14 protein-coding genes are annotated in these 16,381 nt (G+C 66.1%); 6 read left to right on the plus strand and 8 right to left on the minus strand.

Annotated elements, in window-relative coordinates:
* Positions 1 to 64: 64 nt before the first annotated feature.
* Entirely contained in the window at positions 65 to 979 is a 915-nt protein-coding gene (kdgD, locus tag AC1RWI_RS11605; protein ID WP_006160033.1) for a 5-dehydro-4-deoxyglucarate dehydratase, read from the minus strand.
* 523 nt (positions 980 to 1,502) lie between these two features.
* Here kdgD and AC1RWI_RS11610 point away from each other — a divergent pair.
* From AC1RWI_RS11610 to AC1RWI_RS11630, 5 genes are all read left to right on the plus strand, one after another.
* Positions 1,503 to 2,858, plus strand: a complete 1,356-nt coding sequence (locus AC1RWI_RS11610) for an MFS transporter (RefSeq protein WP_492866516.1) — start codon at positions 1,503 to 1,505, stop codon at positions 2,856 to 2,858.
* A gap of 78 nt (positions 2,859 to 2,936) precedes the next feature.
* Positions 2,937 to 4,532, plus strand: coding sequence for a galactarate dehydratase (garD, locus tag AC1RWI_RS11615; RefSeq protein ID WP_492866518.1), 1,596 nt, complete (start codon positions 2,937 to 2,939; stop codon positions 4,530 to 4,532).
* A 233-nt stretch (positions 4,533 to 4,765) separates the two neighbouring features.
* The gene (locus AC1RWI_RS11620) at positions 4,766 to 5,155 is read left to right on the plus strand and encodes a helix-turn-helix domain-containing protein (protein WP_492866520.1); all 390 of its coding nucleotides are present in this window, start codon (positions 4,766 to 4,768) and stop codon (positions 5,153 to 5,155) included.
* 12 nt (positions 5,156 to 5,167) lie between these two features.
* A complete protein-coding gene (locus AC1RWI_RS11625) occupies positions 5,168 to 6,505 on the plus strand; it encodes a type II toxin-antitoxin system HipA family toxin (RefSeq protein ID WP_492866522.1) in 1,338 nt (445 codons plus the stop codon).
* 494 nt (positions 6,506 to 6,999) lie between these two features.
* Positions 7,000 to 8,382 (plus strand): FAD-binding oxidoreductase, encoded by a 1,383-nt coding sequence (locus AC1RWI_RS11630; protein WP_043355089.1) that lies wholly within the window; start codon positions 7,000 to 7,002, stop codon positions 8,380 to 8,382.
* Between the two features lie 15 nt (positions 8,383 to 8,397).
* Here AC1RWI_RS11630 and AC1RWI_RS11635 read toward each other — a convergent pair whose 3' ends face one another.
* The 6 genes from AC1RWI_RS11635 to AC1RWI_RS11660 form a co-directional block, all read right to left on the minus strand.
* Positions 8,398 to 8,919, minus strand: coding sequence for an OsmC family protein (locus AC1RWI_RS11635; protein WP_492866524.1), 522 nt, complete (start codon positions 8,917 to 8,919; stop codon positions 8,398 to 8,400).
* 92 nt (positions 8,920 to 9,011) lie between these two features.
* Positions 9,012 to 9,938, minus strand: a complete 927-nt coding sequence (locus tag AC1RWI_RS11640; RefSeq protein WP_492866526.1) for a LysR family transcriptional regulator — start codon at positions 9,936 to 9,938, stop codon at positions 9,012 to 9,014.
* An 8-nt stretch (positions 9,939 to 9,946) separates the two neighbouring features.
* Positions 9,947 to 10,738, minus strand: coding sequence for a 2-dehydro-3-deoxyglucarate aldolase (gene garL / locus AC1RWI_RS11645; protein ID WP_492866528.1), 792 nt, complete (start codon positions 10,736 to 10,738; stop codon positions 9,947 to 9,949).
* A 152-nt stretch (positions 10,739 to 10,890) separates the two neighbouring features.
* Positions 10,891 to 11,265, minus strand: a complete 375-nt coding sequence (locus tag AC1RWI_RS11650) for a 5-carboxymethyl-2-hydroxymuconate Delta-isomerase (protein ID WP_043355096.1) — start codon at positions 11,263 to 11,265, stop codon at positions 10,891 to 10,893.
* Positions 11,266 to 11,310: 45 nt separating this feature from the next.
* Positions 11,311 to 12,405 (minus strand): malate/lactate/ureidoglycolate dehydrogenase, encoded by a 1,095-nt coding sequence (locus tag AC1RWI_RS11655; RefSeq protein ID WP_043355098.1) that lies wholly within the window; start codon positions 12,403 to 12,405, stop codon positions 11,311 to 11,313.
* 135 nt (positions 12,406 to 12,540) lie between these two features.
* Positions 12,541 to 13,647, minus strand: coding sequence for a Bug family tripartite tricarboxylate transporter substrate binding protein (locus AC1RWI_RS11660; RefSeq protein ID WP_492866530.1), 1,107 nt, complete (start codon positions 13,645 to 13,647; stop codon positions 12,541 to 12,543).
* A 280-nt stretch (positions 13,648 to 13,927) separates the two neighbouring features.
* On the opposite strand from AC1RWI_RS11660, the gene AC1RWI_RS11665 reads away from it, so the two are divergent.
* Complete coding sequence (locus AC1RWI_RS11665) at positions 13,928 to 15,631, plus strand: thiamine pyrophosphate-binding protein (protein WP_492866532.1); 1,704 nt, start codon at positions 13,928 to 13,930, stop codon at positions 15,629 to 15,631.
* A gap of 97 nt (positions 15,632 to 15,728) precedes the next feature.
* On the opposite strand, the gene AC1RWI_RS11670 is transcribed toward AC1RWI_RS11665, so the two are convergent.
* On the minus strand, positions 15,729 to 16,292 hold the full coding sequence (locus tag AC1RWI_RS11670; protein ID WP_492866534.1) for a nucleoside deaminase: 564 nt from the start codon (positions 16,290 to 16,292) through the stop codon (positions 15,729 to 15,731).
* Between the last annotated feature and the right edge of the window lie 89 nt (positions 16,293 to 16,381).

Below are 16,381 nucleotides of genomic sequence, written 5' to 3' on the forward strand. Positions count from 1 at the left end.
GCGCGGCTGGCGCAGGCCTGCGCCAGCCGCGCCTGCGGCGGTTGGCTGGGCAAGCCTGTCTGGATTACTGCGGCCCCAGCTTCTTGATCAGCGCATCCAGCATCGCCAGTTCCTGCTCGTCCAGATCCGTCAGCGGCGCGCGGACCGGGCCGGCATCGTGCCCGACCAGCTTGGCGCCGGCCTTGACGATGCTCACCGCGTAGCCTGCGCGGCGGTTGCGGATGTCGAGGTAGGGCAGGAAGAACTCGTCGATCAGGCGGTTGGTGGTGGCGTGGTCGTCGGCGGCAATCGCGCGGTAGAAGTCCATCGCCGTCTTGGGGATGAAGTTGAATACGGCTGACGAGTACACGGGCACGCCCAGCGCCTTGTAGGCGGCGGCATAGACTTCCGCGGTGGGCAGGCCGCCCAGGTAGGACAGGCGGTCGCCCAGCTTGCGGCGGATGCGGACCATGCCTTCGATCTCGCCGACGCCATCCTTGAAGCCGATCAGGTTGGGGCAGCGGTCGGCCAGGCGTTCGAGCATGTCCGCGTTGATGCGGGAATTGCCGCGGTTGTACACGATCACGCCGATGTGGACCGACTTGCAGACTTCTTCGATATGGTTGGCAATGCCGTCCTGGCAAGCTTCGGTCAGGTAGTGCGGCAGCAGCAGGATACCCTTGGCGCCCAGGCGCTGGGCTTCCTTGGCGTAGGCGATGGCCATGCGGGTCGGGCCGCCGGCGCCGGCCAGGATGGGCACCTTGCCTGCGCAGGTTTCCACCGCGGTGCGGATGACGTTGGCGTAGTCGTCCGGCGTCAGCGAGAAGAACTCACCGGTGCCACCGGCGGCGAACAGGGCGGTGGCGCCGTAGGGGGCCAGCCATTCCAGGCGCTCTACATAGGTCTCGGGGCGGAAGTTGCCTTGCGCGTCGAAGTCGGTCACGGGGAAGGAAAGCAGGCCTTCCGAGACGATCTGCTTGAGTTCTTGTGGTGTGGTCATGATGGCTGGTCCTGATACCCGCAAGGGCGGTGTTGGTTCAGTGGTTCTTGTACATGACTTTCGTCTGCACAATTTCGAGATACGTCATCGTACAACTAGAGATTTGAATGTGCAAGTACTTTTGTTTTGGCAAAGGGCTTCGGCACTCGGCCTTGCCAGTGTCCGTCAATATGAAGAGACAGCATGAAGAGACAGGGCAGGGGGTAAAACTGTCCGGACGCGGAATGGAATGCGCGTGGCAGAATCGCGTGAAGCCCTCTTGAAAGGTGCCTGAAAGCTTGGGGGCATGGCATCTTCCGGTCGACGCACCCGGACCGGCCGCGCCGCTGCAACGGCTAACGCACCCTCCCCAGGGTCGCTGCCTTCGAGTTAGGGTAAACACTCAATGTTGCCGATGAAACCTGGTGCTTATAATTCAAGTCATACGATGACATATCACGTAGCCGGCTAAGTCTGCGAGATGGCCGCGTGCCGTACGACGTAAGACGGCCCCATCTCCAATCCGGCTCGTGCAGGAGACACCATGAATCTCAGCAATACCATCAACGTGGCCGGCGAGGCCACCCGTCGCAGCCACGTCCGTTACTGGATCCTGCTGATGATCTTCGTGGTGACGACGGTGAACTATGCCGACCGCGCCACGCTTTCCATCACCGGCCCGGCAATGCGCTCGGAATTCGGCTTCGATGCCGTGCAGATGGGGTTTATCTTCTCGGCCTTCAGCTGGGCCTATGTGATGGCGCAGATTCCGGGCGGCTGGCTGCTGGACCGCTTTGGCGCGCGCCGTATCTATGCCTGCAGCATTTTCCTGTGGTCGTTCTTTACCCTGCTGCAGGGCTTTATCGGCGTATTCGCCACCGTTGGCGCGGCCGTGACCACGCTGTTCGTGCTGCGTTTTGCCGTGGGCCTGGCCGAGTCGCCGGCGTTCCCGGCCAACGCCAAGGTTGTGGCCAGCTGGTTTCCCACGGCCGAGCGCGGCACGGCCTCGGCCATCTTCAATTCCGCGCAGTATTTTGCCGCGGTGCTGTTTACGCCCCTGATGGCCTGGCTGACCCACGCGCTGGGCTGGCACCACGTCTATCTGTGGATGGGCGCGCTGGGCATGGTGCTGGCCGGTCTCTGGCTCAAGGTGGTGCGTAGCCCGGCGACCCATCCGGGCGTGAATCGCGCCGAGCTTGACCACATCAAGCAGGGCGGCGGCCTGATCGAGATGAGCGGCGACGCTGGCAAGAAGGACAAGGAAGCCGCCGGCACGCGCTGGTTCTATGTGCGCCAGCTGCTCTCCAACCGGATGCTGCTGGGCGTGTACCTGGGCCAGTACTGCATCAACGTGCTGACGTACTTCTTCCTGACGTGGTTTCCGGTGTATCTGGTGCAGGCCCGTGGCATGTCGATCCTGAAGGCGGGGTTTGTCGCGTCGCTGCCGGCGATCTGCGGGTTCCTGGGCGGCGTGCTGGGCGGCGTGATTTCCGATGGGTTCCTGCGCCGCGGCTATTCGTTGACGGTGGCTCGCAAGGTGCCGATCGTCGCCGGCATGCTGCTGTCGGTCAGCATGATTGCCTGCAACTACGTGGATAGCGAGTGGCTGGTGGTGGGCTTCATGGCACTGGCCTTTTTCGGCAAGGGCATCGGCGCGCTGGGCTGGGCCGTTGTGGCGGATACGGCACCGAAGGAAGTGATTGGCCTGGCCGGCAGCATCTTTAACATGTTCGGAAATATCGCGGGCATCGTCACGCCGATCGTGATCGGATATATCCTTGGCACCACCGGTTCCTTCAATGGCGCGCTGGTCTTTGTCGGCGCCAACGCGCTGGTGACGGTGATCAGCTACCTGGTGATCGTCAAGGAAATCAAGCGCGTCGAGCTCAAGCATCCCTGAAATCCCTGAATTGCGTGGTGCCTGCTGCGCGGGCGCCACTGTGGCGCAGCGGCCAAGTGTTTCGCAAGGAAAAAAGACATGTCGGTGATCGATATCAAAGTAGAGCAGCCAGGCGGTTCGCAGCCGGCTGCGCAGGTGCAGGGCACTGCGCTGTACATCCGCATCCACGCGCTGGACAACGTGGCGATCGTCGCCAACGATGGCGGCCTGCCCGAGGGCACGGTATTTCCCTGCGGGCTGACGCTGCGCGAGCGGGTGCCCCAGGGCCACAAGGTGGCGCTGGTGGACCTGGCGGCCGGCGATGCCGTGGTGCGCTACAACGTGGTGATCGGCTACGCCCTGCGCGACCTGCCCAAGGGCAGCTGGGTCAACGAGCGCGTGATCGAGATGCCGGTGGCGCCCGGGCTGGACAACCTGCCTGTCGGCACGCGCGTGGCGGAACCGCTGCCGCCGCTGGAAGGCTATAGCTTCGAGGGCTTTCGCAATCCGGACGGCTCGGTCGGCACCCGCAACATCCTCGCCATCACCACCACCGTGCAGTGCGTGTCGGGCGTGGTGGAGCATGCGGTGCGGCGTATCCGGGCCGAGCTGCTGCCGCAGTATCCCAATGTGGACGACGTGGTGGGGCTGGAGCACACCTACGGCTGCGGCGTGGCCATCGATGCGCCGGACGCGATCGTGCCGATCCGCACGCTGCGCAATATCGCGCTGAACCCGAATTTCGGCGGCACCGCCATGATGGTGAGCCTGGGTTGCGAGAAGCTGCAGCCGGAGCGCCTGCTGCCGGCCGGCAGCTTGCCTGGCGGCCTGGATGTTGGCGTGGTGTGCCTGCAGGACGAAGAACACGTCGGCTTCGAGAGCATGATCGATTCCATCATGGCAATGGCGCATACGCACCTGGCCAGGCTGGACCAGCGCCGCCGCGAAAGCTGCCCGGCCTCGGAGCTGGTGGTGGGCGTGCAGTGCGGCGGCAGCGATGCTTTTTCGGGTGTGACCGCCAATCCCGCCGTGGGGTTTGCCACCGACTTGCTGGTGCGCGCCGGCGCCACCGTGATGTTTTCGGAAGTCACTGAAGTGCGCGATGGCATCGACCAGCTCACCGCGCGCGCCGCCACGCCGGAAGTGGCGCAGGCCATGATCCGCGAGATGGACTGGTACGACCGCTACCTGGAAAAGGGCCGGGTCGACCGCAGCGCCAACACCACGCCCGGCAACAAGAAGGGCGGCCTGTCCAATATCGTCGAGAAGGCCATGGGCTCGATCGTCAAGTCGGGCAGCACGGCCATCACCGGCGTGCTCTCCCCCGGCGAGAAGCTCAAGCAAAAGGGCCTGATCTACGCGGCCACGCCCGCCAGCGACTTTATCTGCGGCACCCTGCAATTGGCCGCCGGCATGAACCTTCACGTGTTCACCACCGGCCGCGGCACGCCGTATGGCCTGGCCGAAGTGCCGGTGATCAAGGTGGCAACGCGTAGCGATCTGGCACGCCGCTGGCACGACCTGATGGACGTGAATGCGGGCCGCATTGCCACCGGGGAGGCCACCATCGAGGATGTGGGCTGGGAGTTGTTCCGGTTGATGCTGGATGTGGCGAGCGGGCGCAAGAAGACCTGGGCCGAGCACCATAAGCTGCACAATTCGCTGGTGCTGTTCAACCCGGCGCCGGTGACCTGACCCGTTGGCCTGGCCAGCGCGGCCCATGGCGCTGGCGGATCTGGAGGTGCCCGCGGGTGCCAATTTGGCCGGTCCATAGGAAAGCTCTCGGCCGGCAGGTGAGCCACGCCGCAGCTCCCTTCCAGAGACAGCTTGCCGCACATTTTCAAGCTCTAAAGCCTCTAAAATCGAGTATTGAGTATGTAGTGCACTGTTTTACGAGCATATTGATTCCTCCAATTCCGTGCCATACAATGTTCGTTAAATCGAGCAATATCGCTTTTACGAGCGATTTTCCGAACATGAAAGTCTCCCAGTCCTCTGTCCTCTCTCCAGCTATGGCTCAGCAATCGGCCAAAGTTGGCCAGTTGCTGGCCCGGCTACGTCAGGCTCGCCACATCAAGCAAGCCGATGCGGCTGTGCGCGCGGGGCTTTCTCGCAACACGGCCTATCGGATTGAGAAGGGTGATCCAGGCCTCGCATTCGGCCAGGTGCTTCGCTATCTGGACGCTATCTCTCCAGGGGCAACACTTGCGAGCCTTCTGGCGGAGACCGATCCAGCACTCAAGGCGCTTCAGTCACGCGAAGCAACCCGGCGCGTCCGGGATCTGTCTGCCTCAGAGCTCCAGAACCTCGACTTTTGAGGACTCGTTCCGATGGCAAGAGACCAGCAACTGATGACCTTCGCTTGTCTGGGCGAAGCTTGGGCGCCGTGTGGCCAGCTCACCATGACAGAGGAGGGCTCGGCGCTGCTCGCCTCGCGCTTTGCCTACGGCCTCAGATATTTGGATCGTCCGGATGCAATCGAAGTTGACCCCGTGAGCCTCGGCATTCACGGGCAGCCGATAAAGGGCCGGCTGCTGCTGCCCGTGAACGAGCTGACGGGCTTCGGTGGCATCCGCGACGCGGCGCCGGATTCGTGGGGGCGCCGGGTGATTGAGGCCAAGCTCAAGGTGCCCGCGAACAGCCTGCCGGAGTCGCAGTACCTGCTGCACGCGGGTAGTGACCGCGTGGGTGCGCTGGACATTCGCTCGGACATCGATACCCCTCCAACGAGCGCGGTGGGCGATATTTACGCGATCGAGTATCTGATGGAGGCCGCAGAGCGTATCGAAGAAGGACTGCCTGTCCCGGCCAACCTCGAGCTGATCTTCGTGCAGGGCACCGGCCTGGGTGGCGCTCGGCCGAAGGCCACCATCCGGGACGACGCTGGTCACCTGGTCCTGGCCAAGTTCCCCAGCAAAACCGACGCCTTCGACGTTCCCCTCATCGAGACTGCGTCGTTGCTGCTGGCCAAGGAAGCCGGGCTAAACGTCCCTGCGGTGGAGACCCGCATGCTCGGCGATCGCCGCCTCATGATGATCCGCCGGTTTGACCGGTACTGGCTCGACCGTGGGGTAATGCCGCAGGCAAACACGGATCTCTTGCTGGCGCCGGCGGCAACTAGAACGGAGCGCCGCATGGCATTTGTCAGCGGCCTGACCCTGATCGGTTGCGATGAGACGGAATCGCGCACAAAGGCCTACTCCGATTTGGCCGCGGCGATTCGTAAATACTGCCATACGGCCGTCGTTCGCGCCGACAACGAAGAGCTGTTCAAGCGCATGGTGTTCAATATCTTAGTGACCAACGACGATGACCACCTGCGCAACCATGGGTTCATCTGGGATCCGCGGCTGCCCGGCTGGCGGCTGAGCCCGCTCTACGACGTGCTGCCACGGCCTTCGCACGCTACCGAACGCCAGTTGCACCTCGAAATCGGGCCTCAAGGGCGGAGCGCGACGATCGACAACGCGCTGGCCGGGTGCCAGCGGTTCTCGATCAGCACTGCGCGCGCTGGAGAGTTGATCGCGGGGATTTGGGCTGTCGTGCGGGAGTGGCGGGTGTTCTTTGAGCAGTACGGTGTCGGTGCCTTGGACTGTGACAAGATCGCGCCTGCATTCCGGCACTTGGACGACATTTGCAGCGCCGAGACACGACGCCACCTGCCCTGACCCTCCGCCGCTGGTAAGGACCAGCCCAGAATGACCGACGCGGGCATACAGTTGGTAGAGCGCTTGCAGTTTGCCAGCAGACCGATACGGCTTTGTATGCGATAAAGCACCGCGGGTTAGGGCCGTGCATGAAATCCAGCGCATTGCTTTACGCGAAGGGCGCCTTGAGCACCTGACCCATCAGAAAAGTCCAGCGAATCGGTTTATCTTTGACCAGAGAATCGGTTTAGCTGACACCGACGAAGCAAGAACCGATGCGGCGATAAGCGGCCGGGACCCGTGTCCCGGCCGCTTTACATTCGTTCGAGGCCAACCTTAAATGAGGAAGGATTCGGCCCTTCTCCTGGCTGCCACGCCTGCTGCCGTCCCCCCCTTCAATTCGCCATGCCATCCTCTCCCCGACATGACGCCGGAGACGGATCAAGCCTTGCCTGGTGGCGCGCGGCCAGTGCCGTGGCCGGACCCCTATCCGGGATTCCGTCGCGAGGTGCATCATGGCAGATCTGTCGAGTGAGCTGGTCAATGGGTTGAAGTCGAAACTGAGAGGCCAGGTGCTGCAACCTGGCGAGCCGGGCTATGACCAGGCGCGGCAAGTCTGGAACGCCATGATCGACCGCCGGCCCGCGCTGATCGTCAAAAGCGCCGGCGCGGCCGATGTCATCGATACCGTAGCGTTCGCGCGGGCCAATGGCGTGGCGCTGTCGGTACGCGCCGGCGGCCACAATATCGGCGGCCTGGCCCTTTGCGATGGCGGCGTTACGCTGGACCTGTCGGGCATGAAATCGGTGCGGATCGATCCCACTGCGCTGCGCGCCTATGTGGAGCCCGGTGCCACGCTGGGTGATTTCGACCACGAGGCGCAGGCCTTCGGCCTTGCCACGCCGCTTGGCATCAACTCCACCACCGGTGTGGCCGGACTCACCCTGGGCGGCGGCTTTGGCTGGATCAGCCGCAAGTACGGCACCACCGTGGATAACCTGGTCAGCGCCCAGGTGGTGACAGCCGATGGCAAGCTGGTGCACGCCAGCGCCACCGAGCATCCCGACCTGTTTTGGGCCATTCGCGGCGGCGGCGGCAACTTCGGCGTGGTCACCATGTTCGAGTTCGCCCTGCGGCCAGTCGGCCCGGAAATCTATGGTGGCCTGATCGTCTATCCGCTGGAGCAGGGCGTGGCCGTGTTGCAAGCCCTGCGCGAGCGCTTCGACGGCATGCCCGACGAGCTGACCGTGTGGGCCGTGATGCGGCTCGCGCCGCCACTGCCGTTCCTGCCGCCGCAGACCCATGGCAAGCCCATCGTGGCCCTGGCCATCTGCTACATCGGGCCGCCAGCCAACGGCCCGCAACTGGTCGAGCCATTGCGCCATCTCGGCACGCCCTACGGCGAGCATGTCGGGCCCATGCCGTTTACCGCCTGGCAGCAGGCGTTCGATCCTCTGCTCACGCCGGGGGCGCGCAACTACTGGAAATCGCACAATTTCGCCGGGCTGGACGATGGCCTGCTCACGTTGTTGACGGATTACGTCAACAAGCTGCCCTCGCCGCACACCGAGATCTTCATTGGCGCCATGGGCGGCCAGACCAACCGGGTCGCGGCAGACGCCATGGCTTACCCCAATCGCGATGCCAACTACGTCATGAACGTGCACGGACGCTGGACCGAGCCGGCTGACGACGCCGCCTGCATTGCCTGGTCGCGCGAGGTGTTCCAGGCCGCGGCGCCGTACGCGCTTGGCTCGGTATACGTGAACTTCCTGACGCAGGAAGAGGGCGATCGCGTCGGCGCCGCATACGGGCCGAACCATGCCCGGCTGGTCGAGGTCAAGCGGCGGTACGACCCCGACAACCTGTTCCGCCACAACCAGAACATCAAGCCCTGAGCGCTTCCCCACAGGCTATGCCGCCGGCCCCAAGCCGACGGCATGGGTCACGTCAATCTTCGTGCCGCCGGCGAGCGTCTGGTACACCACGCAATACCGCTCGGTCAGCCGCAGCAGCGATTCGAGTTGGTCGGCCTGCGCGTCGGTATTCAGTTCAAAGCGCATCCGGATCGCACGGAAGCCCACGGCGGCGTCCTTGCTCACGCCAAGCGTGCCGCGAAAATCGAGGTCGCCTTCCACCAGCACGCGCGCATCGCGCAGCACGATGCCCAGCGCGGTAGCCACCGCATTCAACGTGACGCCAGCGCAGGCGGCCAGGGCTTCCAGCAGCATGTCGCCAGAGCAGGCGCTCAGCCCGGTGCCGCCGGTGGCAGGATGCAGGCCGGCTTCGACCAGCGCCTTGCCGGTTTCGACGTGGCAGGTAACGCCCTCGCCCAGGCGGCTCGACGCACGCAAGGTGATCAAGGCAGCCTCGGGGTGTTCTCGGTACTTTTCCTTGAGCGGGGCCTGGAGAGTGCGGAGTTGGTCGGCGTGCACGGGCGTTCTCCCAAGCGTTGGCTTCAGGCATCGAGCCTAGGCGGCGGTTGCAAAATCTTCAAGGCGGCAACAGGCAGCCGGAATCCGGGGTGTCAGATCAACCGCGCCCCCGGCCACGCTCCCGACATCACGATATTGCGCACAGACTGCCTCACCGTCTGCATGATGTCCCACAATTCCGGCACCGGTGCGCGGTTACGCGCGGTGGCAAGCGCCACCTGCCGCGTCACCACCGGTTCCACCAGCCGGGCTGAATGCAGCCGGCCTTGCGCTACGCGATCGGCGACCGCGGCAAACGGCAGCAGGGTGGCGCCGCAGCCGTCTTCCACCAGGCGCATCGATACGGTATTGGACGCGTCGCATTCCAGCGCCAGTTGCAGGCTGGTGCCCGCGCGAGCAGCGAGCGATTCGGCCAGCACGCGCAGGCCGTGTCCCGTGCTGGGCAGGATCAGCGGCACTTCGCCAAGGCGGCGCACGGGAAAGGTCGGGCCGAGGTGGCTCCAGGATGTCGGCGTGACGAGTGTCAGGTCTTCTTCCAGCAGGATGTCGACCTTCAGCGCCCCTTGCTGCTCGGGCAGGTAGAGCAGGGCTACGTCGATCTCGCCAGCCGCCAGCCAGGCGAGCACGGGGCTGGCCAGTCCTTCGACAAAGCGCACCTTGGTCGCCGGGAAGCGTTGCTTGAGCGCGGTGCCGATGCTGGCGAATGCGGTGTTGGCGATGGTGGGCTGCGCCGCGATCACCAGTTGCGCAGGGCCTTGCGCCGACGAAGCGCGGATGGCTTCGCGGGCTTCGGCCAGCGTGGCCGCTACCTGCCGCGCATAGACGATCAGCGTCTGGCCGGCTTCGGTCAGCACCACGCCGCGCCCGCTGCGATGGAACAGGCGGGTGTCCAGCGCGGCTTCCAGCCGGGCGATCTGCCGGCTTACGGTGGACTGGTCCGCGCCCATTTCGAGCGCGGCGCGCGAGATGCTCTGCGTGTTGGCGACGCAGACGAAGCAGGCCAGGTCCTCGGAGTTCATCGCGACGCTTAGCCGGCGAAACGATCGCGCAGCGCCTGCGTCGCGGTACGGAAGAGACCCTGGTCCACGCCCACCGCCACGAAGCTCGCGCCCATGTCCAGGTAGCGGCGCGCGTCGGCTTCTACCGGTGTCAGCGTGCCCACGGCCTTGCCGGCGCGCCTGGCGGCCGCGAAGATGCGCGCCACCTGCGCCTGCACTTCGGGATGGTTGGGGTTGCCGAGGTGGCCGTACGCGGCCGCGAGGTCGTTCGGGCCGATAAAGATGCCGTCGACCCCATCGACCGCGCAGATCTCGTCGGCCGCGTCCACGCCTTTGCGGCTTTCGATCTGCACCAGCACGCAGATATTGTCATTGATCTGGCTGAAGTACTCCGGCACCGTGCCATAGCGGTTGCTGCGCTGGGCCGACGACACGCCACGCACGCCCGCTGGCGGGTAACGGGTGGCGCTCACCGCGCGCCCGGCCTGCTCGGCGCTCTCCACAAAGGGAATCAGGAAATTGTAGAAGCCGATGTCCAGCAGGCGCTTGATCAGCACCGGATCGTTGGCGGGCGGGCGCACTACCGGCGCGCTCACGCTGCCTTGCAGCGCCATCAACTGCGGGATGAAGGTCAGCACGTCGTTGGGCGAATGCTCGCCGTCGAGCAGCAGCCAGTCGAAGCCGGCCAGGCCGAGGATCTCGGTGGTGGTGGCGTTGCCCAGCGAGCACCAGCACCCGATTACGCGCTTGTGCGCCAGCACATCGGCACGAAAGCGGTTGGGCAGGGGCGAGGGCAAGGTGGAATTCGGGAGGGAGGACATGACGATGGTGTTCCTGTTTTCAGTCTGGGAAGCGAGCGGGTCAGCCGATGACCCCGCTCTGCCAGGGCGGTGTGGCCCAACATGCAGCCTTTGGCCGGCTGCGGGGCCATCGCCGATGCCAGATGGCTTGCTGGTCTGGCGGGTCTGGCGGGTCAGTGCGATCCGCTGACGATCTGTTTTGTGAAGCTGGCGCGTTCCATCTCCACCACCTCCACGCTGACCTGCACGCTGTCTTCCGCGTTGGCCGGGCGCACCGCGTCGGCAATGACCTCGCAGATCGCTTGGCTCAGTGCCTGGCGCACGGCCAGGTCGCGGCCGTCCAGGATGTGCAGGCGCGCATGGACGAAGGCACGCTCGCGCGCTTCGGTGCCCTGGCGGTAGGAGGTCAGCGTGATGCAGCGCGACTTGATGTCCGGCTCGCCGAACTGGCCGGAGGCCAGCAGCGCGGCATTGGCCTCGTCCAGCAGTTCTTCCTGCGAGCAGGTGAGGCGGGTGTTTTCGGTAATTTCAATGATGAGGTGGGGCATGGTGGCTGGGCCTGAAGGTTTCGGTGAGTTGCCGGGGCGGGGGGATCAGTCCACCGCCAGGCGCGACAACGGGCCGGGCGACTTGCCGCGCGCTGCCTGCACGCGCGCCGCGGCGTCGTCAAGCTGGGCCAGCGTGCCGCTGTCCACCGGCATGAATTCGGCGCGGGCGCGGCGCCAGGCGCGTTCCGGCTCGCCGGGCAGCAGGATGGCATCGGTGCCGGGCTGCAGGTGCGACGAGCGCAGCCAGTCGACGAAGGCCTGCACTTCATGGCCAAAGGTGGTGCTGCTGCCCAGGCGCTCGGGGTCGAACACGATGGCCAGCATATTGTTCCAGACCGCGTGCTCGTGGGTCAGGGTTTCCGGGCGAATGGTGTGGCCACCGGTGACCGCCGCGCCCAGCAGTTCGCACATCACCGCCAGCACGTAGCCCTTGTGCTCGCCAAAGGGGCGCAGCGCGCCCTGCGCCTCGCCAGCGGGCGGGAACATCACGGCCGGGTCGTCGGTGGGGTGGCCTTCGGTGTCGAGCAGGCAGCCCGGAGGCACCGCCACGCCCTTGTTGTTGGCCACGCGCACCTTGCCCAGCGCGATCGCGCTGGTGGCGAAATCCATCACCAGCGGCTCGCCGCCGGCCACCGGCACGCCGATGGTGAACGGGTTGGTGCCGTAGCGCGCCTCATAGCCGCCATGCGGGGCCACGATCGGCTTGGATAGCACATTGACGAAGTGGATGGAGATCATGCCGGCAGCGGTAGCCTGCTCGGCCCAGTGCCCAACCCGGCCCAGGTGGTGCGAGGCGCGCAGCCCCAGCACGCATACGCCGTGTTCGCGCGCGCGCTCGATGGCCAGGCCCATGGCTTCCTCTGTCACCGCCTGGCCCATGCCGCGATTGCCATCCAGGCTGAGGATGCCGCCAGCCTCGTGCACCACGCTCACGCGCTGGTTCAGTTGAAGCTGCTCGCCTTGCCAGGACATCACGTACTTCGGGATCATGCCGACCCCGTGCGAGTCGTGGCCTGACAGGTTGGCGCCGACGAGGTGGTCGGCGGTCAGGCGGGCCTCGCGGGCATCGGAGCCGGCGGCGCGCCAGAGATCGACCACCCATTGATGGAGGGCGGGCGTCGGGATGCGGTGTTCACTCATGGGCTTGGGGTTCGGAAGAAGAGGGGAGATCGGTGGGGAGATCGACGGGGAAATCGGTGGAACATGGCGGCCCCCATGATAAGCCGCCGGGCCCGGCTTGGGTACCCGGCAAGCCATGCGAGCCATGCACCGGCGTCATTCCGGCCGGATGTTCGCGCTCTTGATCAGCTGCGCCCACTTGGCCACCTCGCTTTTCTGGAACGCGCCCAATTCGGCCGGGCCGGCGCCGGACGGCTCGATCCCGAGCGAGGCCAGCCGGGCGCGCATGTCGGGCTCCTGGATGATCTTGCCGATGTCCGCGGCAAGGCGGTTGACGATGGGTGCAGGCGTACCAGCGGGGGCAAACACGGCCTGCCAGGAAACGATCTCGTAGCCTTGCAGCTTCGGGCCACCGGCTTCTGCCACGGTCGGCACGTCCGGCAGTTCGCGGGCGCGCTTGGCGGCCGTGGTGGCCAGCGCGCGGAACTTGCCGGACTGGATCATCGGCATGGCGGCCACGCTGTTCTCGAACAAGACATCGACCTGGTTGCCCAGCAAGGCTTGCACGGCCGGGCTGCTGCCCTTGAACGGCACGTGGAGCAGCTTGACGCCCGCCATGCTGGAGAACAGCTCGCCGGCCAGGTGCTGCGAGGTGCCGTTGCCGGCCGAGCCGAAGGAGACCGCGCCGGGCTTGGCCTTGGCAGCGGCGATCACGTCCTGCACGGTCTTCCACGGGCTGTTGGCGTTGACCACCAGCAGGTTGGGCAGGGTGCCGATCAGGGCCACGGGCTGGAAGTTCTTGATCGGGTCGTAAGGCATCTTCGGATACAGGCTCACATTGATCGAGTGCGAGCTGATGGTGCCGCCAACCAGGGTGTAACCGTCCGGCGCGGCCTTGGCCACATAGTCGGAGCCGATATTGCCGCCCGCGCCGGCGCGGTTCTCCACCACCACCGGCTGGCCGATCATCTGCGACAGGCGCTGGCCGATCAGGCGGCCGAGCACGTCCGTGGTGCCGCCCGCGGCAAAGGGCACCACGTAGTTGACCGGCTTGGCCGGCCAGGTGTCCTGCGCATGGGCCGGCAGCGCGCCAACGGCGGCCAGGGCGCAGGCGAGCAGGCCACGGGCGAGGCGAGATTGGGAAACAGCGCGGGAAATAGCGCGGGAAACGACGTGGGAAGCGCAGCGGAAAGCGGCGTGGGAAGCGGGATGGGACGGATGGGCTGGCTGGCCGGCCCGCAAGGGCCGCAGGTGCAGAAGCATGTCTTGGTCTCCATTGTATTTTTGTCTGGGCCATCGTCCTTTGCGCTGCGTGACGCGGCCGCTATGCTCTGGCAAGCGGCGCATGTGGCAGGGTGGGATCGCCTGGCAACAGGCTACACGCGTGCCGTGGTAGTAGCCTTGCGTTTTACGCATAACAGAAATGCGCCTGAAGCCAGGCGCCCAAAGCGTTCGCGACGTAACAATCGCTCCATTCCTGGAGGTTCCGGATCTCTCCCGTTCCGGCTCCGGCTTGATCGCACTGCACCATTTTCTTTCTGCCATGACCAGCCAATCCGTTGCAGCTACCTTGCCTTCCACTTCCTCCTCCGCCAAGCCGGCGGCGCGCTCCGGCGGCCGGGTCCTGGTGGACGCGCTGCGCATCCACGGCGCGCAGCGTATCTTCTGCGTGCCGGGTGAGAGCTTCCTGGATGTCCTCGACGCGCTGCACGACCAGCCCGCCATTGACCTGATCGTCTGCAAGCATGAGGGCGCCGCGGCCAATATGGCCGAGGCCGACGGCAAGCTCACGGGCCGCCCGGGCATCTGCTTTGTCACGCGCGGCCCGGGCGCCACGCACGCCAGCATTGGCGTGCATATCGCAGCGCAGGATTCCACGCCGATGCTGCTCTTCGTTGGGCAGATCGCTCGCGGCCACAAGGGACGGGAGGCCTTCCAGGAGGTCGACTACGGCGCCATGTTCGGCTCCATCGCCAAGTGGGTGGTGGAGATCGAGGATCCGGCTCGTATTCCTGAACTGGTGGCACGCGCGTTCCAGTGCGCGACTTCGGGCCGGCCGGGGCCGGTGGTGATTTCCCTGCCGGAAGACGTCCTGGACGGCCTGTGCGAGGTGGCCGATACCGGCCGCTACCGCCCGGTGGCGGCGGCACCGCGCGCGGCCGATGCCGATGCGCTCGCTGCGGCGCTGGCCGGGGCCGAGCGCCCGCTGGTGATTGCCGGCGGCGCTAACTGGAGCGCGCAGGCGGCGGCCGATTTTGCGGCCTTCGTGCAGCGGTGGAACCTGCCGGTGGCCTGTGCCTTTCGCCGCCAGGACGTATTCGACAATCGCGACCCGCACTACGTTGGGCACCTCAGCCTGGGGGTCAACCCGGCGTTGGCCGAGCGCGTGCGCACGGCCGACGTGATCCTGGCCTTCGGCACGCGGCTGGGCGATATCGCGACCGACGGCTACACCTTGCTGGAGGCCCCGCAGCCGCGCCAGCGCCTGTTCCACCTGCACGCCGACAGCGCCGAGCTGGGCCGCGTCTACCAGCCCGAGCTGGCCATCCATGCGGGCATCGAGCCCGGCGCCGCCATGCTGGCCGCGCTGACGCCGCCAGCGGCGGTGCGCTGGGGCGACTGGACCAGCGCCGCGCGCGCCGCGCATGGCGCCTTCGTGGCCCCCGCCAAGCCGCACCCGCAGCTCACCGGCGTGGACATGGGCGCGGTGGTCGCGCACCTGGACCGGATCTTGCCCGACGACGCCGTGCTGACCAACGGCGCCGGCAACTACACGGTCTGGCTGCATCGCTACTACGCCTATCGCCAGCCGCGCACCGAGCTGGCACCCACCTGCGGCGCCATGGGCTATGGTCTGCCTGCTGCGGTTGCCGCCAAGCTGCGCGACCCACAGCGCACCGTGGTGTGCTTCGCCGGCGACGGCTGCTTCCTGATGTACCCGCAGGAAGTGGCCACGGCCGCGCAGTATGGCGCCAACCTGATCGTGTTGGTAGTCAACAACGGCATGTACGGCACCATCCGCATGCACCAGGAAAAGCGCTATCCCGGGCGCGTCAGCGGCACGGACATCCCGAGCCCGGATTTTGTGGCGATGGCGCAGTCGTGCGGGGCCTGGGCGGAGCGCGTGACGCAGACGGAAGATTTCGCCGCGGCCTTTGCGCGTGCGCAGGCCGCGGGCAAGCCCGCCGTGCTGGAACTGGTCACGGACCCGCGCCAGATCACCCCGGCGATGCGGATCGCGGACTGACGAAAGAAGACAAAAAGCAAAAAAATACAAGACAGGAGACGCCCATGACCGATGCCACGCTGGCCGACTTGCGCAGCCAGTTTGCCGGCCATAAGGGCTACGCGCTGTCGCTGATGGTGGAGGCGCTGACGGCTGGGCTGTCCTGCCAGAAGCCCGCGTGCGCCCGCGCCGCTTCGTCCTCAAGCGCGGGGCCCAGCACGGCGACGCTGTGCTGCCCGCGTGCGAAAATCTCCCGGCAGGGCAGCGAGAAGGTGGGGTTCTCGGGGTGCGCGCCGGTCAGCGTCAGCAGCCGGTGTTCGGACAGCGCATACACCACCCGCCCGATGTTGCACCAGTAGATGGCGCCGGCACACATGCAGCAGGGCTCCGCGCTGGTATAGAGCGTGGCGCTGGCGAGCGCCTGCGGCGACAGCTTGCGGGCGGCTTCGGCCGCGGCGGCCAGTTCGGCATGCTGGGTGGGGTCGCCCTCGGGCGGCATCGAGTTGTTGCCGGCGCTGGCGATGACATTGCCGTCGGCGTCCGCCACCAGCGCCGCAAAAGGATGGCGTCCGCGGGCACGGGACGCCTCCGACAGGCGGATGGCCTCGCGCAGCAGGCGCAGGTCCTGTTGGCTCAGCGCCGTGGCAGCAGCGGTGGCGTCGGCGGCAATCAATGTGGTCATGGTCTGGTCCCGGTGGGTTCGTGAGGCGCGTGGCGGCGTGACGGCGTGGTGCGAATCATGACATGCAAGCCGCAGGGCCTGATCACGGC

The organism is Cupriavidus sp. MPR-AND1C, assembly GCF_058809705.1.